An 18,564-nucleotide genomic window follows, 5' to 3' on the forward strand; every position below is an offset into this window, starting at 1 on the left:
GCGGGCCGGGGTGGCGGGCTCAGTCGCGACGGCTGCCGCGGTCCTCGAACTCGTACGTGGTGGTCAGGGCCTCCGGCAGGTCGGGGACCAGGGCGTTGGTGCCGTCCACGACCTGGACGTAGCGCCTGCCCTGAAAGATCGAATAACTGCCGTCCGGGACCTGCTCGATCGTGAAGAGCTGCGTCCGCGCGCCCGGGTCACACACCCGCCCGCGGACGCTGCCCGGTGCGGCGTCGTGCACGACGGTCATGCACACCTGGCTGGCGCCGCGCGCCGAGGCCAGCATGATCCGGAACTCGTCCCCCTCGGGGCGCAGGACCCACAGGGCGCGGTCGTCGATGCCCTGCTCGGTGGTGGCCCGCACCCGGTCGTCGTCCCGGCCGACCGCCAGCGCGGCCCGACCGATGCCGGGCACCACGATCAGGACCTGCCGCCGGCCACCGAGGATGTCCTGCGGTCCGGCCGAGGCCGTCGCGGATGGGACGACCGACGGCGGGACCGAGCCCGCAGGGCCGGCGGCCCGGTCCGGCGCCTGGTCTCGTGCCGGCAGCAGCGCGACGCCAGCGGTCACGACCAGCAGCGCCAGCCCCGCCCCGTAGACGGCGGTTCGGCGCCGCCGGCGGCGCTCGCCACGGCGGCGCAACGTGCCCGCCGCGGGCAGCGTCGTGACTCGGCGGACCGCGTCGGCGATCGCCGTCAGGTCCTGGTGCGGATCAGTCATGGGAGGTTTCCTCCTGCCGCGCCTCGTCCAGCATTCCGGCCATGGCTCTCCGGCCGCGGGCGAGGTACGTCTTCACGGTCCCGACGGGCGCCTGCATCTCGGCTGCCACCTCGGCGACGCTGAGATCGTTCAGGTGGTGCAGCACGACGGCGCGGCGCTGGTTGGCGCTTAGCCGTTGCAGCGCCTGGAGCAGGGCGACATGGTCCTCGTTGAGTCCGGGCACGCTCTGGTCGACGGCGGCCCGACGGTGCGCGCGGATCCGGTTGAACGTCTTGCGCCAGCTACTCACCGCGGCTCGGGAGGCGACCCGGCGGACCCACGCCTCGGGGCTGTCCGCCTCGCGTACCGTCGGCCAACGCTGCCAGGCCCGGGTGAAGGCCTCGGCGACGGCGTCCTCCGCCTCGCTACGGTTACCGGTGAGGGCATAGACGTGACCCACGATCCGGCCGGCGCAGGCCGCGTAGAGGGCGTCGAACTCCTCGGCGTCACGCATCTGACCTGCGCTTTCCGAGGTCTCGTCCCGTGGTCACCGGCGCATGTAACCGGGAGGGAGACCGGGTCGCGCCCGCGCGGTGTGCGATTGTGGCGACCGTCACACACCAAATGATCAACCCGCCGACCGTGCCAGACGTCATCGTGCCGCCCCGGGAGAGGCCCGTGGCGGAGAGGACGATGTGCGACGACGGCAACGACGCGCCCTGACAGCCGGGGTGCTCGCGACAGCGCTGGCGGCGGCGGGCCTCACGGCCGCTCCAGCGGACGCGCAGGAGAAGCCGGCGGCGGCGGTCTCCGGACCGCGCGGCACCTTCACGTTGATCACCGGGGACCGGGTGTCGCTGGACGCGGGCGGCCAACTGCGGATCGAGCGGGGACCGGGACGGGCCGGCATGCGGTTCGTGAGCAGCCGGGAGGCCGGCCACCAGTACGTCATCCCGGTCGACGCGATGCCGATGCTGCGCGACGGGCGGCTCGACCGGAGGCTGTTCGACCTCACCGCGCTCGGCGAGTTCGGCTACGACGACCGGACGGCGGAGTTGCCGCTGCTGGTGGCGTACCCGGAGAACATGGCGGCGCAGGCGCGGTCCGCCGCAGCCGGAGCCGCGCGGGTACGGGCCGACCTGCCCGCCGCGCACGCGCTGGCCGTGCGGGCGGGCCTGGACGACCGGGCCGAGCTGTGGTCGTCACTCACCCGCGGCACGTCGTCGGCCCGCGCGCTCGCCGCCGGGATCACCCAGATCTGGCTGGACGGCAAGCGCCGCGTCTCCCTCGATCGCAGCGTGCCGCAGATCGGCGCGCCGACGGCCTGGCAGGCGGGCTTCGACGGTGACGGCGTGACCGTCGGGGTGCTGGACACCGGCATCGACGCCAGCCACCCCGACTTCGCCGGGCAGATCGCCGCGATCCACGACTTCACCGGCGGGAACGACCCCGGCGACACGGTCGGCCACGGCACCCACGTGGCGTCGACCATCGTGGGCAGCGGCGCCGCCTCCGGCGGCCGGTACCGCGGCGTGGCACCGGGCGCGAAGCTGGTCGTCGGCAAGGTCTGCGCCACCACGGAGTGCCAGGACTCGGACATCATCGCCGGGATGCAGTGGGCCGCGCCGCAGGCCCGGGTGATCAACCTGAGCCTCGGCGACACGGACACGCCGGCTCTCGACCCGCTGGAGACCGCGGTCCAGGACCTCAGCCACCGGTACGGCACCCTCTTCGTGGTGGCCGCCGGCAACGAGGGCAAGCCGAAGTCGGTCATGACGCCGGCCTCCGCTGACGACGCCCTCGCCGTCGCCGCGGTCGACGCCGACGACCAACGGGCCTACTTCTCCAGCCGCGGTCCCCGCGTCGGCGACAACCACATCAAGCCCGAGATCAGCGCGCCCGGCGTCGACATCGTGGCGGCCGCCCCCGGTGGCGGGTACGCCCCCATGTCGGGCACGTCGATGGCGACCCCGCACGTGGCGGGCTCGGCCGCCATCCTGGCCGGGCAACACCCGGACTGGTCCGGTTCTCAGCTCAAGGCTGCCCTGATGGGCTCGGTCAAGCCGTCCGTCGACGACAGCTTCTACGAGCAGGGCGCGGGCCGGGTGGACATCGGGCGTGCCGTCGCCCAGCCGGTCGCCGCCGAGACCGCCGCGATCGACTTCCCGGTCCAGCGCTGGCCCCACGCCGACGACACCCCGTTCTCCCAGGTTGTCGGATACCGCAACGCGGGCACGGCTCCGGTCACCCTGTCGTTGACCGTCGGCCCGGCCCCCGCCGGCATGATCACTGTCAGCCCGGCCACCCTGGTCGTGCCGGCCGGCGGCCACGCCGAGGCGACGATCACCGTGGACACCCGGGTGGACGCCCCCGACGGCGTGTACCAGGGCGCGCTGACCGCGACCGGCGCCGGCGACCTGCGGGTACGGACGCCGTTCGCGCTCAACCGGGAGATCGAGAGCTACGACGTCCGGCTCGACCACACCGGACGCGACGGCAGACCGGCCAGGGAGTACGAGACCGTGGCGGCGAACCTGACCACCGGCGAGTTCACCACCCTCGGCGGGCAACCCGGCGGCGGCACGATGCGGCTGCCCAAGGGCCGCTACGCGCTCTACAGCACGATCCACGACGGCAGCGCGTCGAGCCTGCTCGTGCAGCCGGTCCTGGACGTACGCGGCCCGGTCACCGAGGCGCTCGACGCCCGCACCGCCCGACCGGTCTCGCTGACCGTGCCCCAGCGGGACGCCGCAGCGCTCGCGATCAACGTCAGCGCGAACTGGAACGACAACTTCCGCTACCCGGGGGTCCAGCTCAGCGGGGTGTCGTTCGCGGACGTCTTCTTCGGCCGGATCGGGCCCGCCGTCACGGCCCCCGAGTTCGCGGCGACACTGGGCGTCGGGCTCGCCCGTCCTGGCCCGGACGGGACGTTCCGGAACAGCCCCTACACGTACGACCTCGCGTACGTGCGCCAGGGCGACATGTTCACGGGCCTGACCAGCAAGCTCTCCCCGAAGAACCTGGCCACCGTCAAGACCACCTACCGGAGCCAGTCCAGCGCCGCGACCGCCACCCGCTTCCACCGTGCGGCCTCCCCCGGCGGCCCGGGCCCGATCGGTTCGAGCACCTCGTTCGACCTGCCGTTCCACGCCACCGAGTACCACAACACCGACGGCGGCCTCGTCTGGACGTCCACGTTCGTCGAGGGCGACAACGTCACCACCCAGGAGTCCACCTTCCGGGCGGGTCGGACCTACCACCAGACCTGGAACGCGGCGCCGTTCGGGCCCACGGTGACCCAGCCCCCGGCCTGGTCGCCGCTCGGTTACGCGGGCCGCGACGGGGACACCATCTCGGTCGCGTCGCCGCCCCTCTTCGGCGACGCCTCCGGCCGCCCCGCCAGCCGTGACGACCTCCAGCTCCATTACCGCTTGTCGCGGAACGGCAAGGAGATCGCCACCGCCGACGGCTCGTACGCGGACTTCCCGGTGCCCGCCGGCAAGGCCACCTACCGCCTGGAGGCGACCGTCACCCGCGGCGCTCCGGACACCCTGTCGACGTCGGTCTCGGTGGCCTGGACGTTCACCTCGGCGCACACGTCGAAACCGGAGCCGCTGCCCTTGACGACGGCCCGGCCGACGCCCGCGTTGGACGACACCAACACGGCCCGGGCGGGCCGGGCGATGGCCATCCCCGTGGCGCTGGACCGGCACCCGGGTTCGGCGGCCGCGCCGAACCGGACGCTCGCCGTCTCCGCGTCGTTCGACGACGGCAGGACGTGGGTCGCCCTGCCGGTCCACCGTGGCGTCGCGCTGATCACCCATCCGCGGCGGCCCGGCTTCGTGTCGCTGCGCATGACAGCTACCGACACCGCCGGCAACACGGTGACGCAGACGATCCAGCGGGCCTACCGGATCGCCTGACGCACGGCCGGTCCGGGGTGGACGGCGGCGGGTCGCCGTCCACCCCGGGCCGGACCACGAGGGCAACCACAGCCGCCCCCGGGTCACGCCGGCCGCCCGCCGAACGCCCACCTGCGCACCTCGATGTCCGCGTAGCGGTCCGGGCGCGCGCCGTGCCCGGGTCCGGCGCCTGGACCAGCGCGGCCGTGCCCAGCCAGGTCGCGCCGTCGTCGCAGCCGGTTCCGGTGCGGCCACGACCGCCACGGCCGGTGACTACCGCTGTCGGAGCAGCCCAGCGATGAGCAGCTCGACCAGGCGCCGGGCGTCGTAGTTGGGGTCGCTGTCGGCGCCGATACAGAGATTGCCGACGCCGCGCATCAGTTCGTACGCGTGCGTACCGGGGCGTATCTCGCCGGCCTCCGCGGCGGCGTCGAGCAGTTGGGTGCACACGGGCACGAGGCGGTCGAGGAAGTAGGCGTGCAGCGTGTCGAAGCCGGCGTTGTCGGGTTGCAGCGCGCCGGCGAGCCCGCGCTTGGTGACCAGGAAGTCGACGAAGAGGTCGATCCATCGCCCGAGGGCGGCGTGCGGGGTGGCGCTGCTCGCGAGCAGGGCCGGACCGGCCTCGGCACAGGCCTCGACCTGATGCCGGTAGACGGCGATGATCAGATCTGCGCGCGTCGGGAAGTGTCGGTAGATCGTGCCCGTCCCGACGCCGGCCCTGGCCGCGATGTCGCGTACCGGCGCTTCGACACCGGATGTCACGAAGACCGCGGCGGCCGCGTCGAGCAGGGTCTTCTCGTTGCGTACGGCATCGGCCCGCTTGCGCTGGGACGCGCCCGCACTCCTGTCAGCCTGGGTCGCCACGCTGTTCCTTCCGTCACCGACCTTGCTAAACGGAACACTGTTCCGTATCGTTTAACGGAGCAAGGTTCCGTTTCCTCATGATGCCAGAGCAGGGACGGACGACCAAGCCAGCGTCACCACCCCAACGTCACCGAGCAGTGAAGGAACACGTCATGCAGTACCGCACCTTGGGCCGCACCGGTGTCCAGGTCAGCTCTCTCGCGCTGGGCGCGATGAACTTCGGCAGGATCGGCCAGACGACCCAGGAGGAGGCCACCGCCATCGTCGACGCCGCTCTCGAAGCCGGGATCAACCTCGTCGACACCGCCGACATGTACGGCCAGGGCGAGTCGGAGCAGATGGTCGGCAGGGCCATCGCCGGCCGCCGCGACGACATCGTGCTGGCCACGAAGGCGGGCATGCCCATGGGCGACGAGCGCAACCAGCAGGGCGGCTCGCGCCGCTGGCTGGTCACCGAGTTGGACAACAGCCTGCGCCGTCTGGGCGTCGACCACGTCGATCTCTACCAGGTCCACCGGTGGGACCCGCGGACCAGCGACGAGGAGACGCTCTCAGCCTTGACCGACCTCCAGCGTGCCGGGAAGATCCGCTACTTCGGCTCCTCGACCTTCCCCGCGTACCGCATCGTGCAGGCCGAGTGGGCCGCCCGGGAGAACCACCTGAGCCGGTACGTCACCGAACAGCCCGGCTACTCGATCCTGCAGCGCGGAATCGAGACCCACGTCCTGCCCGTGACCGAGCAGTACGGACTCGGCGTGCTGGCGTGGAGCCCGCTCGCCTCGGGCTGGCTGTCGGGCGCGATCCGCGAGGGTCAGGAGATCGCCACCAACCGCTCCGCGTTCATGCCGCAGCGCTTCGACACCACCATCCCCACCAACCGCGCCAAGCTCGACGCCGTCGAGCAGTTGGCGAAGGTCGCCGACGCGGCCGGTCTGACGATGATCCAGCTCGCGCTCGGGTTCGTCACCGCACACCCCGCCGTCACCAGCGCGATCATCGGCCCCCGCACCATGGACCACCTGCACTCGCAGCTCGCCGCCGCGGACACCGTGCTCACCGCTGACGTGCTCGACGCGATCGACGCGATCGTCCCGCCCGGCGTCGACCTTGCCCCACAGGAGAAGTTCGACACCCCGCCCGCCCTGCTCGACCCGTCACTGCGGCGCCGCTGATCGCTCCCGCGCCGGTCGGCCGGGCACGATCGCGCCGGCCGGAGCCGCCACCGCGTGGTCGGGCGACCGTCAGGCCTGCCGGCGGACGAACGGCGCGGTCTGGTCGGCGACGTCTCCGTACTCCGCCGGCAGCTGGGTGACCACCTGTTCGTAACCGGAGGGATCGAGGGCGTCCCGGAGGACGTCGAAGACCGCCGTCACGCCGTCCTTCGCCGCGTCCGCGTCGAGGTCCGCCCGGCCGCTGACCCGGTCGACGAAGACGTCGAGGCCGAACCGTTCCGCGGTCTCGCTGCCGCCGAAGGCGTACGCCCGCAGCCCCGCGGGAAGCTGGCCGGCCAGGTCGCGCGCCTCCCCGCCGTCGATCCGTTCGGCCAGGGTGGTCAGCGTGGCCTGCGTGACGGCGGTCGCCTGCTCCGACGACATCCCGGATCGCGTCGCCACCAGGGTGAGGAACTCGTTGTCGTTCACCGTCCGACCTTCCTCTCGCCGTTGAAGCGGTCGAGTTCCCAGGCGCCGTGCCGACAAACGAGGTCACGCGCCGGGCTCATGGTGGCGGCGGTTTGCCGCGGATGCGCTCGGGAAGCCAGCGATCAGACAGGTGCGGAGCGCACCTGTGCCGTGGTTGAGGGGAGAGCGACATGGCGGACCGCGACAAGCTCCACGACATGCGCCAACAGGCCCACAATGCGGGCATCGAGGGCAACTCGAAGATGACCGAGGACCAGCTCCGGCAGGCGCTGCGCAAGGTCGGCAAGGGCACCGAGCCGCAGATGGCCAAGCGGCAAGCCAAGGGCTGACCTCTCGCGGTCGGCGCCAGCACCGAGCCTGCGGTGCTGGCGCCACCGCCGCGGACCGGCTCCCGGCCGTAGCACTCCTGGCCCCAGCGGGGGATTCCGTGGCGACACTCAGCAGAGCCTGGGCGAGCTCTTTGAGGTCGGCGCCCGTGCGGTGGTCGACGAGGAGGAACAGAACATGACCAGGATCGGCATCATCATCGGCAGCACCCGGCCGGGACGGAACGGCGCGGCCGTGGGCAAGTGGGTGTACGACATCGCCAAGCAGCGCACGAATGTCGAGTTCGAGCTCGTGGACCTGCTCGACTACAAGCTGCCGCACCTGGACGAGGTGTACCCGCCGTCGATGGGCCAGTACCAGCAACCGCACACGCTGGAGTGGGCCAGGAAGATCGCGTCGTTCGACGGATTCGTCATGGTGACGCCGGAGTACAACCACTCGACGTCCGGCGCGCTGAAGAACGCGATCGACTTCCTCTACAGCGAGTGGAACAACAAGGCCGTCGGGTTCGTGAGCTACGGCTCGGTCGGCGGCGCACGGGCCGTCGAGCACCTACGGCTGATCTCCGCCGAGCTGCAGTTGGCCGACGTGCGGTCCCAGGTGGCGCTGTCGCTCTTCACCGACTTCGAGAACTACAGCGTCTTCAAGCCCAACGACTTCCAGCGCGACGCGCTGAACCTGACCCTCGATCAGGTCGTGGCCTGGAGTCAGGCCCTCGCGCCCCTGCGAGCGAGTTGACGCCCCAGGTGCTCGCGGCACTGCTCCTGGCCGCGAATCTTCGCCTCCCTCATTCCTCGTCGTGCGGGTCGAGACGCGCGCGAAGCGCTCCCGCGATCTCGCCCGCCGCGACGAGCTGATCCGGTGTGAGGGCGTCGACGAAGAGTTCGCGGATGGCGCGCAGGTGCGGAACGGTGGACCCCTGGAACGCCTCGGCTCCGACCGGCGTGAGCAGCACCTCCGCCCCTCGGGGAACGGTGGGGCACTCCTGACGGCGGATGAGGCCACGCCGCTCCATCCGCCCGAGGTGGTGGGAGAGGCGGCTCCGTTCCCAACCGATGTGTGTCGCGAGTTCGGACGAGCGCATCTGCCGGTCCTGCGCCTCGCTGAGCGCGAGCAGGACGGCGTAGTCCCCCGGCGAGAGCGAGGACTCGACCTGGAGGCGGGATGCGAGCTGGGAGCGGAGTGCCGCCGTCGTCTCGATGAAGTCCCGCCAGATCCGTAGCTCCTCCGCGGTCGGCAGTTGGCGTCCTCTCCGCCGCTCGGGTGTGGCCCTTGTCATCTACGTCTCCTTGGTTGACGTGTCAATTGGCAGGTTAGCATCATTGACGCGTCAACCTCTCAGACCTCTTCCGGAGGTCAACGGGTGGGACGGTCCGAGGAGGAGACATGACGGCCGAAGGCTTCCAACTGGGGCTCAACTCGTTCGGGGAGGTCGCCACCGATGGCGGCCGCGTCCTGAGCGACGCCGAGACCGTGCGACTGCTCGTCGACGAGGCGCGGCTCGCGGAGTCGGTCGGCCTCGACGTGTTCAGCCTGGGTGAGCACTACCGCGAGGGCCACAACGACTCGGCCACGCCGGTGCTGCTCGCGGCGATCGCGACGGCGACGCAGCGGATCCGCCTCGGCACCTCGGTCACGGTGCTCAGCACGAACGATCCGGTACGGCTCTACCACGAGTTCGCCACCCTCGACGCGGTGTCCAACGGCAGGGCCCAGATCGTTCTCGGCCGGGCGTCGGCCACCGAGTCGTTCCCACTGTTCGGCTACGACCTGGCCGACTACGAGCGGTTGTTCGAGGAGAAGCTCGACCTCTTCGTACGGCTCCAGCGGGACGAACCGGTCACCTGGTCCGGAACCGTGCGCAGCCCCCTGACCGCGCAGCGGCTGCACCCGCGGATGCGGACAGGCGGCATCCCGACGTGGATCGGCGTCGGCGGGAGCCCGAACTCGGTGGTCCGCGCCGCCCACTACGGGCTTCCGCTCATGATGGCGATCATCGGCGGGCGCCCGCAGCGCTTCGCCGGCAACGTCGATCTCTATCTCCGGGCGCTCGAACAGGCCGGGCATACTGTCCAGCCGATCGGGCAACACTCGCTCGGCCTCGTCGCGGACACCGACGAGGAGGCGGTGGAGACGTGGTGGCGGTACTGGCAGCCGGTCGTGGCGGCGCTCGCCGAGGAGCGCGGCTTCTACAAGCCGGACCGCGCGCGCTACGAGGCCGAGATCGACCACGGCGCGCTGTTCGTCGGGTCACCGGAGACGGTCGCGCGGAAGATCGCCACAATGGCCCGCGATCTGCGACTGAGCCGCTTCGACCTCAAATACGACATCATGCACCTGCCTCGCGAGGCACGCGCGCGGACCATCGAGCTGCTGGGCAGCGAGGTCGCGCCGCGGGTCCGGGAGCTGCTGGCGAAGGAGCCCACCAATGTCTGACCTCGAGTTCGGCCTCGACACCTTCGGCGACGTACCGGAGGACGACTCGGGTAAGCCGATCTCCTACGCTGCCGCCATCCGGCAGGTCGTCGACGAGGCGGTGCTCGCCGACCAACTGGGCGTCGACGTCATCGCCCTCGGCGAGCACCACCGGCCCGAATATTCGGTGTCGACGCCGGAGACCGTGCTGGCCGGTATCGCCACCCGCACGTCGCGGATCCGGCTCGCCTCCGGGGTGACCGTGCTGAGTTCGGACGACCCGGTCCGGGTGTTCCAGCGCTTCGCGACGGTCGACGCGCTGTCGCACGGCCGGGCCGAGGTCATCCTCGGTCGCGGCTCGTTCACCGAGTCGTTCCCCCTGTTCGGCTACGACCTGCGCGACTACGACGTGCTGTTCGAGGAAAAGATCGAACTGTTCGTGAAGCTGCTGGACGAGCAGCCGGTCACCTGGAGCGGCACCAAACGGGCTCCGCTGGAGAACGCGGACGTCTTTCCGAAGACGGAGTCGGGTCACCTCACCACCTGGGTGGGCGTCGGCGGCTCGCCGCAGTCGGTCGTGCGTACCGCCCGGTACGGCCTCCCGCTCATGCTCGCCATCATCGGTGGGGCTCCCGAGCGCTTCGCGCCCTACATCGACCTCTACCGGCGGGCAGCCGAGCAGCTCGGCACGACCGCGCACCCGGTCGGGATGCACTCCCCCGGCTTCATCGCCGACACCGACGAGGAGGCGAAGGAGCTGTTCTGGCCGCACTACCGGGTCATGCGGGACCGGATCGGGCGGCTGCGGGGCTGGCCGCCGATCCGTCGCCAGGAGTTCGACGCCGAGGTGGAGCACGGTTCCCTCTACATCGGCTCACCGGAGACCGTGGCCCGCCGCATCGCCGGGGCGATCCGCAGCGTCGGCGTCGGCCGCTTCGACCTCATCTACACGGCGGGAGCCCAGCCGGTCAGTGCCCGGATGCGTGCCGTCGAGTTGTACGGCACCAAGGTGATCCCCCTGGTCCGTGACATCCTGGCCAGCTGACCCACCCCTCGAACACCGCCTCGGCACCCCGGAAGGAAGACATGAACGGCAACGGCCGGAACAGGCCACAGACCCTCGCTGTCCTCGGCGCCGGCAAGGTGGGCACCGTGCTCGCTCGACTCGCCGTCGCCGCCGGCTACCGGGTGCTCGTCGCCGGCTCCGGTGACCCGGCGAAGATCGCCCTCACCGTCGAGGTGCTCACGCCCGGGGCGGTCGCCACCAGCGCGGCCGACGCCGCGGCCAGCGCCGATGTCGTCATCCTCGCCCTTCCATTGGGCAAGTACCGCAACGTTCCCGCCGAGACGCTGCGCGGCAAGCTCGTCGTCGACGCGATGAACTACTGGTGGGAGGTCGACGGCATCCGCGACGACCTCACCAACCCGCGCACCTCGTCCAGCGAGACCGTCCAGGCGTTCCTGTCCGACGCCCGGGTCGTCAAGGCGTTCAACCACATGGGGTATCACGATCTGGAGGATGAGGCGCGGCCGGCCGGAGCGGCCGGCCGCAAGGCCATCGCGATCGCCGGCGACGACGCCGCCGACCTCGCGCTGGTCGCGTCCCTCGTCGACGCGCTCGGCTTCGATCCGGTCGTCGCCGGTCCCCTCGCCGAGGGCGTACGGCTCGAACCGGGCAGCGAGTTGTTCGGCGCCAACGTGAGCGCTGACGAGGTGCGGGTCATGCTCGACCGCTTTCCCGAATCGGAGCGTGGGCGGACCATCGCCTCGGCGCGATCCTCGACGTCGCAGGAGACGACGTAGTCCGTCAGCAGCCGGCGCGTACGGCCTCGCGCGCCGCACGGGCGAGCTGCTCGTCGTGCGGCCGGCCAAGCTCACGGGCGAGCCCGATGGTGCGGTCGAGCAGCGCGAGCGCCTCGTCACAGCGACCCGCCACGCGGGACGTCTCGGCGTGGGTGTGCAGGAAGTCGATCTCCATCTGCACCTCCGCCAGCGGTTCCAGCAACTCGAAGGCACGCCGGTGGTGTTCGAGAGCCTCCTCGGGTGAACCCATGATTCGCAGCGCGACGCCGAGATAGTTGTGGCACCACGCCTGGTTGTGTTGCAGGTTGTTCTGCTCGGACAGCCGCAACGCGTCGTGCAGCGTCCGCAGTGACTCCGCCGGGTCGTGCGCAGCCAGTGCGACGCCGAGGGTGACCAGCCCGGTGATCCGGGCGGGCCCGTCGGCCAGGGCGATCGAGGCCCGGGCGAGTTCGACGGCTTCGCTGTGCCGCCCGAGGCGTAGGGTCACCCATCCGTCGAAGGCCAGCGCCTGGGCCTGCCCCGCGCGCCGCCCGATCCTCTCGAACAGCTCGCGTGCCCGCCGGAAGCGCGCCTGTGCCGCTTCGAGGTCGCCGAGATCCCGGCGGACGAGGCCGATGCGCAGCGCCAGACCGGCCGCCAGGTCGTCGTCGTCCGGCCCGGACCGCTCGGCCAACTCGTAGGCGGACAGCGCCTCGGTGAGGCGTCCCGCGGCGGCACGGGTGTAGCCCAGGTCCGCGAGCAGCGCGGCCCGCTCCTGGTCGCGGCCGAGACGTGCCGCGGCGGCCGCGCCGGCTTCGAGCAGTCGTGCCTGGTCGTCGGTGCCGCGGTGCCGGAAGAACCAGACCCGCATGGCCTGCGGCAGGTCGGCCACCACCTCGTCCATGCCGAGCCGCACGGCGGCGTCGAAAGCGGCGATCAGGTTGACGTACTCAAGATCGAACCAGGCCATGGCCGCCGCCGGATCGCCCGGTGACGGTTCCTTGCGGTACGGCGAGGGCAGCGTCCGGTCGTGGGCGACCGCCTGCGCCAGATAGTGCGTCAGGACGCGGCGCAGGGCGGCTTCAGCCTGCGGCTCCTCGTCGGCGGCGAGGTCCGCCGCGTACTGCCGGATCAGGTCGTGCATCCGGTACCGCCCGGGCGACAGCTCCTGGATCAGGTGGGCGTCGACCAGCTCCTCCAGCACCGCGCCGAGCCGGGCGGGCGGCAGGTCGGCGAGCGCGCCCGCCACCGCCGCGTCGAAGTCGGCGCCCGGCAGCACGCCCAGTAGCCGGAACATGCGGCGCTGCACGGCGTCGAGCTGCCGCAGCGACATGCCGAACACGGAGTCGAAGCGGTTGGCGGTGTCGCGCAGCCGCTCGGCCAGCACCGCCACCGTCCAGCCCGGGCGGTGGCGAAGCCGTGCGCCGGCCATCCGGAGCGCCAACGGAAGCCCGCCGCACTGCCGCAGCACCTGACCGACCGCTTCCTCCTCGGTGAGCGCGACCCCGGCCGCCCGGCCGAACAGGCTCGCCGCGTCACGGTCGGCCAGTGGCTCCAGGGACACCGGCGGCACACCGTCCAGGCTGACCAGCCGGTGGCGGCTGGTGATCAGGACCGTCGACTTTCCCGCGCCGGGCAGCAGTGGGCGCACCTGCTCCGCGTCGAGCGCGTTGTCGAGCACGACGAGCACCCGACGGCGGGACAGCTCCGACCGCCAGAGCGCCGCGCGTTCGGCGGCGCTGGCCGGCGGCTGCGGGACATCCAACGCGGCCAGCAGCCGGCCCAGCGCCGCCTGCGGCTCCAGCGGCTCCTGGCCCGGGGTGAAGCCGTGCAGGTCGAGGTAGAGCCCGCCGTCCGGGTACGACGGGGCTAGCCGATGGGCCACGTGCACGGCCAGGCTGGTTTTGCCGACGCCCGGCATGCCGTCGACCGCGACCGCTCCGGCCGTCCGCAGCAACTCTTCGACCAGCGCCGACTCCGCCTCCCGCCCGGTGAAGTCGAACAGGTCGCCCGGCAGGTCGTTGCGGCGCGGGACATGTGCCGGGCCGGCCTGAGCCGCCTCGGCCCACACCGCGCGCAGTGGCCGGGGGTCGCGGCCGACGGCCCGGCACAGCGCCACGACGGCCTCCCACGGCGGCACCAGCCGACCGGTCAGATACCGGGACAGCGACGAGCTGCTCAGGCCCGACTCGCGGGCGAGGGAGCGCAGGCTGAGCCCGCTCAGCTCCTTGATCCGGGCCAGCTGAGCCACCAGTCGCTCCTGGGGGCTGGACACCTGCAACACCGTACCGTCCCGGCCCGCGCGAGCGGATCGGCGCTGCGTCTGCCCTGCTGGACAGGGGTCTTCGTGTCCCACGGTGTCCCACGGACCGCGCGTGTCCCGGCACGCCGGTGGTCGGATGACTCCCGTCAGGAACACGGACGACGAAGACGAAGGAGAAGCGATGTCGACCGAGCGCATGCCGAACCCGGCGGTTCTGCTCCCCGACGCGATGGAGGCCCTGATGGCCGTCAACAGGGCGGTCGCGGGCGGCGGGCTGGACGGCAGGCTGCTGGCGCTGAGCCACCTGCGGGCCAGCCAGATCAACGGCTGCGGCCCGTGTGTGGCCGGCGGCGCCCACCAGGCCCGTCAGCACGGTGCGACCGCCGACCAGGTGCACGCCGTCGCCGCGTGGCGGGAGACGCCCTGGTTCAGCGACGAGGAGCGCGCCGCGCTGGCGCTGACCGAGGCCGTGACGCGGCTCGCGGACCGGCCGGACCCGGTGCCGGACGAGCTGTGGGACCTGGCCGCCAAGCACTTCGACCAGAAGGAGCTGGCCGCGCTGCTGCTCAACATCGCCATCACCAACGCCTTCAACCGGCTCAACGCGCCGACCCGTCAGCAGGCGGGCGCGTGGTGACCGGTCCCTGACCCGTGACCGCTTCACCGACCAGTACCACCCGACGCCACGATCACCGAGAGGACATCTGACATGTCGACCACGACGAAGACCACCACCGCCAACAACGAGCAGTACGACGGCTTCACCGAGGAGGAGCGCGGCGCGATGAAGGAGCGCGCCAAGGAGCTGAAGACGCGCCCCAGGCGGGGCGCCAAGGCCGACACGGAGCCCGACGTGCTCGCGAAGATCGCCGAGATGGCCGAGCCCGACCGGCTGATCGCCGAGCGGCTGCACGCCGTGATCAAGGCGAACGCGCCGGTCCTCACCCCGAAGCTCTGGTACGGCATGCCGGCGTACGCCCGCGACGGCAAGGTGGTCTGCTTCTTCCAGAGCGCGGCGAAGTTCAAGACGCGGTACGCGACGCTCGGCTTCAATGACCAGGCGAACCTCGACGAGGGCACCATGTGGTCGTGCTACTTCGCGCTGACCGAGCTGACGGCCGACGACGAGGCGCGGATCGCCGCGCTGGTGCGGCAGGCGGTGAGCTGAGGACCCGGTGCTTCTCGGCGGGAGGTCGGACGTGCCTACGCCGACCTCCCGCCGAGGTGCCCAGCGATAGTGATCCACGTCACTCGGGATGAACTTTCACCCGTCGGTCACGTCCGGAACACCTGGATACCTCTCGAGTTCATCCAGGGAGCATGATGCCTTCAGTTCGCAAGTTATCGGCGCTGGCACTGGTGGTGCTGGGCGTCTCGGCGGTGGCTCCGGGTGGTGTGCCGGCCTCGGCGCAGCCCCGCGCCGCGAAGCCGGCGACCACACCCACGGTCGCGTCCAAGCCCCGGACGGTCACTCTGCTCACCGGCGACACCGTCCACCTCAGCACGGTGGACGGCCAGACGGCTGTCGACGTCGTGCCGGGCAAGGGACGGGAACGGATCCCGTTCATCACCCACAGCGCCGGCGAGGACGTGCGGGTCATCCCCGCCGACGCCGTCGGCCTGCTCAACCGGGGCAAGCTCGACGAGCGGCTCTTCGACATCTCGACGCTGGTCCAATTCGGCTACGACGACACCCGGGCCAGCCTGCCGCTCATCGTCCAGCACGGCGGCGCCACCCCCGCCGGTCTCGCCGGCGCCCGGACCACCCGGGAGCTCACCGGGGCGAGCGCCGTCGCGGAGAGCCGCGCCGACGCGGTGTCCTTCTGGAACAGCCTCACCGCCGCCAGTGGCACCGAACGGCAGTTGCGGCCCGGGTTCGACAAGATCTGGCTCGACGGGCTGCGCCAGCCCTCCCTCGACGTCAGCGTCCCGCTGACCGGCGCGCCGCAGGCCTGGCAGGCCGGCTGGACGGGAACGGGGGTGAAGGTCGGCGTGATCGACACCGGCGTCGACCAGACCCACCCCGACCTGACCGGCCGCGTCGCCGCCGCGGAGAACTTCACCGCCGACCCGGACGCCCTCGACCGGGTCGGCCACGGCACCCACGTCGCCTCCACGATCGCCGGCGGCGGGGACGCCTCGCAGGGCCGGTACAAGGGCATGGCGCCCGGCGCGTCCCTCTACAGCGCCAAGGTGTGCGTCCAGGAGGGCTGCCCGGAGTCGGCGATCCTGGCCGGCATGACGTGGGTGGCGCAGCAGGGCGTCAAGGTCGCCAACATGAGCCTCGGCGGCCCGGACAGCCCGGGGACCGACCCGATCGAGGCGGCCCTGGCCGACCTCACCCACCGCTACGGCGTGCTCTTCGTCGTCGCCGCGGGCAACGACGGCGCGGGCGGCGAGTCCACGGTGGACTCTCCCGGCAGCGTGGACGAGGCGCTGACCGTCGGGGCCGTGACCAAGACGGGCGAGCTGGCCGAGTTCTCCAGCCGGGGCCCGCGTGCGGGCGACGCCGGCATCAAGCCGGACATCACCGCGCCCGGCGTCGGCATCGTCGCCGCCCGCAGCTCGACCTCCGACCTGTGGCCGGACGACGAGAACCCGCAGTACACCAGCATGAACGGCACCTCGATGGCGACTCCGCACGTGGCCGGCGCGGCGGCGATCCTGACCCAGCAGCACCCGGACTGGACGCCGGAGCGGATCAAGTCGACGCTGATGTCGGCCGCGCAGCCGAACACCGCCATCGGCGTCTACGAGCAGGGCGCGGGCTTCCTCGACGTCGCCCGGGCGATCCAGCAGACCGTCACGGCGAGCCCGGTCAGCGTCGCCTTCGAGCGGACCACCGCCGCGCAGACGCGCACCGTCACGTACGCGAACAGCGGCACGTCCGCCCGTACCCTGGCGGTCGCCCTCGACGCCAAGGACGCGGACGGCGCCCCGGCGCCGGCGGCCCTGTTCAGCCTCAGCGCCTCCTCGGTGACGGTTCCGGCCGGCGGCACGGCCACCGTGACCGTCACCGCGCAGGCCGGCGCCAACCTGCCCGACCGCTACTTCGGTGGTGAGCTGACCGCCACCGGCGGCGGTACGCAGGTGCAGACCCCGGTCGCGCTCGACATCGCCCGCCGCCAGCTGACCCTCAAGCTCATCGGGCCGGACGGCGGAGCGCCCCGGGCCGACCAGGGCTGGGTGACCGTCCTGACCGACCTGGACCGGCAGACCCTCCTGGTGCTCGACGACCCCACGGTTGCCACGCACCGCGTCCGCGCGGGCCGCTACCTGGTGCAGACCTACCTGCAGACGGGCGACCCGAACGGCCCGCAGATCACGTCGCTGGTGCGCCCGAGCCTCGACCTGAGCAGGGACCAGGCGCTCACCGTGGACACCCGCCTGGCGAAGCCGATCGCGGTGTCGGTGCCGAACCCGAAGGCCACCGCGGTCTTTCAGGAGTCCGGCTGGACGATCCGGACCGAGCAGCCGCAGATCTGGGGCAGCAACGACCCGTACGGCGTGCTGATGAACGTTCCGTTCGACCACGTGCGGACCGCGCAGATCGGATCCGGTAAGACGCCCGGCTTCGTCTCCTACGTCAACGGCATGTGGGGCCAGGTCGCCCAGGACGGCAGCCTGCACAACAGCCCGTACGTCTACCGGGTCTACTTCTACGAGCCCGAGAAGATGATGAACGGTCTGACCCGCAAGCTGCGCGCGGGCGACTTCGCCACGGTCCGCTCCCGGATCAGCGCGGACGTGGCCGACGTGCCGGTGGCACGGCTCGCGGTGGCGCACGCCCCCGGCAACTCGCCGATCAGCCGGTCGAACGACGGCCGCCAGACTCCGCCGAGCTTCACCTACGACGTGCCGAACACCATCACGGAGTACTACAACCAGGACAAGAACGCGGTCTGGCAGTCGACCTCGGCCCAGCAGGGGTACACGTACTACCAGTCGCCGTGGACCAGCTACAAGCCTGGGCGCACGTACACCGTGAAGTGGGCCAACGGCGTGATCGGCCCGGTCTTCCCGGAGCCGAACTTCGGCCAGCAGTTCGCCACCCGCTACTGGGGCGACACGATGGGCGGGCCGGGGCCGCTGCACGGCGACGGCGCCGGGCACATGGGCTTCCGGCACGTCGTCGGCGGCAGCGTGCAGGTGGACCTGTACCGCAACGGGGTCAAGATTGGCGACGCGAACCAGACGCCCTGGACGTGGGACGTGCCCGCGGCGAAGGGTGACTACCGGCTGGCCGCGACCTTCCGCAGCGACCCGGCCTTCACCCTGTCGACCGTGGTCGACGCCGAGTGGACCTTCAAGTCCGGGCACGTGTCGGACGGCGACCTGGTGAAGCTGCCGATGACGGCGATCCGGTACACCCCGGAGCTCGACATCGACAACAAGGCGCCGGCCGGCCGGCTGTTCGCGCTCCCGATCTCGCTCGACCGTCAGGTCGGTGCGGCGCCGGGCCGGACCACGAGCCTGACCGTCGAGGCGTCCTTCGACGACGGCCGGACCTGGCGGAAGCTGTCCGTGCTGCGGTCCGGCGAGAAGGCGGTCGCCTGGGTGCACAACCCGGCCGGCACCGGCTTCGTCTCGCTGCGCTCCGCCGCGAAGGACACCAGCGGCAACACGGTCAAGCAGACCGTGATCCGCGCCTACCGGTACTGAGGTTGACGA

Annotated in this window: 16 protein-coding genes; 10 read left to right on the forward strand and 6 right to left on the reverse strand. The window is 71.7% G+C overall.

Annotation, left to right across the window (positions count from 1 at the left end; genetic code table 11):
* Positions 1-19: 19 nt before the first annotated feature.
* Both EAD89_RS00550 and EAD89_RS00555 read right to left on the reverse strand, forming a co-directional pair.
* On the reverse strand, positions 20-721 hold the full coding sequence (locus EAD89_RS00550) for a hypothetical protein (RefSeq protein ID WP_121674291.1): 702 nt from the start codon (positions 719-721) through the stop codon (positions 20-22).
* Positions 714-1,214: a SigE family RNA polymerase sigma factor gene (locus EAD89_RS00555; protein ID WP_121674292.1), complete on the reverse strand. Its 501-nt coding sequence runs from the start codon at positions 1,212-1,214 to the stop codon at positions 714-716. Before EAD89_RS00555 ends, EAD89_RS00550 begins: the two co-directional genes overlap by 8 nt.
* Positions 1,215-1,431: 217 nt before the next feature.
* Here EAD89_RS00555 and EAD89_RS00560 point away from each other — a divergent pair, with 217 nt between their 5' ends.
* Positions 1,432-4,623, forward strand: a complete 3,192-nt coding sequence (locus EAD89_RS00560; RefSeq protein ID WP_121674293.1) for a S8 family serine peptidase — start codon at positions 1,432-1,434, stop codon at positions 4,621-4,623.
* Positions 4,624-4,875: 252 nt separating this feature from the next.
* Here the strand turns inward: EAD89_RS00560 and EAD89_RS00565 are convergent, their stop codons facing one another.
* The gene (locus EAD89_RS00565; RefSeq protein WP_121654797.1) at positions 4,876-5,466 is read right to left on the reverse strand and encodes a TetR/AcrR family transcriptional regulator; all 591 of its coding nucleotides are present in this window, start codon (positions 5,464-5,466) and stop codon (positions 4,876-4,878) included.
* A 152-nt stretch (positions 5,467-5,618) separates the two neighbouring features.
* Between EAD89_RS00565 and EAD89_RS00570 the strand changes: the two genes are divergently transcribed.
* Positions 5,619-6,638: an aldo/keto reductase gene (locus tag EAD89_RS00570; RefSeq protein WP_121674294.1), complete on the forward strand. Its 1,020-nt coding sequence runs from the start codon at positions 5,619-5,621 to the stop codon at positions 6,636-6,638.
* A 69-nt stretch (positions 6,639-6,707) separates the two neighbouring features.
* Here the strand turns inward: EAD89_RS00570 and EAD89_RS00575 are convergent, their stop codons facing one another.
* The gene (locus EAD89_RS00575; protein ID WP_121674295.1) at positions 6,708-7,106 is read right to left on the reverse strand and encodes a DUF2267 domain-containing protein; all 399 of its coding nucleotides are present in this window, start codon (positions 7,104-7,106) and stop codon (positions 6,708-6,710) included.
* 170 nt (positions 7,107-7,276) lie between these two features.
* Here EAD89_RS00575 and EAD89_RS30335 point away from each other — a divergent pair, with 170 nt between their 5' ends.
* Together EAD89_RS30335 and EAD89_RS00580 are read left to right on the forward strand one after the other, a co-directional pair.
* Positions 7,277-7,435, forward strand: coding sequence for a hypothetical protein (locus tag EAD89_RS30335; protein ID WP_158610692.1), 159 nt, complete (start codon positions 7,277-7,279; stop codon positions 7,433-7,435).
* 175 nt (positions 7,436-7,610) lie between these two features.
* On the forward strand, positions 7,611-8,171 hold the full coding sequence (locus EAD89_RS00580) for an NADPH-dependent FMN reductase (RefSeq protein ID WP_121674310.1): 561 nt from the start codon (positions 7,611-7,613) through the stop codon (positions 8,169-8,171).
* A gap of 49 nt (positions 8,172-8,220) precedes the next feature.
* Here EAD89_RS00580 and EAD89_RS00585 read toward each other — a convergent pair whose 3' ends face one another.
* Positions 8,221-8,712, reverse strand: a complete 492-nt coding sequence (locus tag EAD89_RS00585; protein WP_121654795.1) for a MarR family winged helix-turn-helix transcriptional regulator — start codon at positions 8,710-8,712, stop codon at positions 8,221-8,223.
* 107 nt (positions 8,713-8,819) lie between these two features.
* Between EAD89_RS00585 and EAD89_RS00590 the strand changes: the two genes are divergently transcribed.
* The 3 genes from EAD89_RS00590 to EAD89_RS00600 are packed head-to-tail and all read left to right on the forward strand — an operon-like array spanning position 8,820 to position 11,651.
* Positions 8,820-9,869: an LLM class flavin-dependent oxidoreductase gene (locus EAD89_RS00590; protein ID WP_121674296.1), complete on the forward strand. Its 1,050-nt coding sequence runs from the start codon at positions 8,820-8,822 to the stop codon at positions 9,867-9,869.
* A complete protein-coding gene (locus EAD89_RS00595) occupies positions 9,862-10,893 on the forward strand; it encodes an LLM class flavin-dependent oxidoreductase (RefSeq protein ID WP_121654793.1) in 1,032 nt (343 codons plus the stop codon). The genes EAD89_RS00590 and EAD89_RS00595 overlap by 8 nt, the downstream gene beginning before the upstream one ends.
* A gap of 41 nt (positions 10,894-10,934) precedes the next feature.
* Positions 10,935-11,651 (forward strand): NADPH-dependent F420 reductase, encoded by a 717-nt coding sequence (locus EAD89_RS00600; protein WP_121674297.1) that lies wholly within the window; start codon positions 10,935-10,937, stop codon positions 11,649-11,651.
* A gap of 4 nt (positions 11,652-11,655) precedes the next feature.
* On the opposite strand, the gene EAD89_RS00605 is transcribed toward EAD89_RS00600, so the two are convergent.
* Positions 11,656-13,905, reverse strand: coding sequence for a tetratricopeptide repeat protein (locus EAD89_RS00605; protein WP_233578084.1), 2,250 nt, complete (start codon positions 13,903-13,905; stop codon positions 11,656-11,658).
* A gap of 169 nt (positions 13,906-14,074) precedes the next feature.
* Between EAD89_RS00605 and EAD89_RS00610 the strand changes: the two genes are divergently transcribed.
* The 3 genes from EAD89_RS00610 (at position 14,075) to EAD89_RS00620 (ending at position 18,555) form a co-directional block, all read left to right on the forward strand.
* A complete protein-coding gene (locus EAD89_RS00610) occupies positions 14,075-14,530 on the forward strand; it encodes a carboxymuconolactone decarboxylase family protein (protein WP_121654790.1) in 456 nt (151 codons plus the stop codon).
* A 72-nt stretch (positions 14,531-14,602) separates the two neighbouring features.
* A complete protein-coding gene (locus tag EAD89_RS00615; protein WP_121674299.1) occupies positions 14,603-15,061 on the forward strand; it encodes an iron chaperone in 459 nt (152 codons plus the stop codon).
* 155 nt (positions 15,062-15,216) lie between these two features.
* Positions 15,217-18,555, forward strand: a complete 3,339-nt coding sequence (locus tag EAD89_RS00620; protein WP_121674311.1) for a S8 family peptidase — start codon at positions 15,217-15,219, stop codon at positions 18,553-18,555.
* Positions 18,556-18,564 lie beyond the last annotated feature (9 nt).

The organism is Micromonospora sp. BL4 (assembly GCF_003667505.1).
In the GTDB taxonomy this organism is placed as follows: Bacteria; Actinomycetota; Actinomycetes; order Mycobacteriales; family Micromonosporaceae; genus Micromonospora.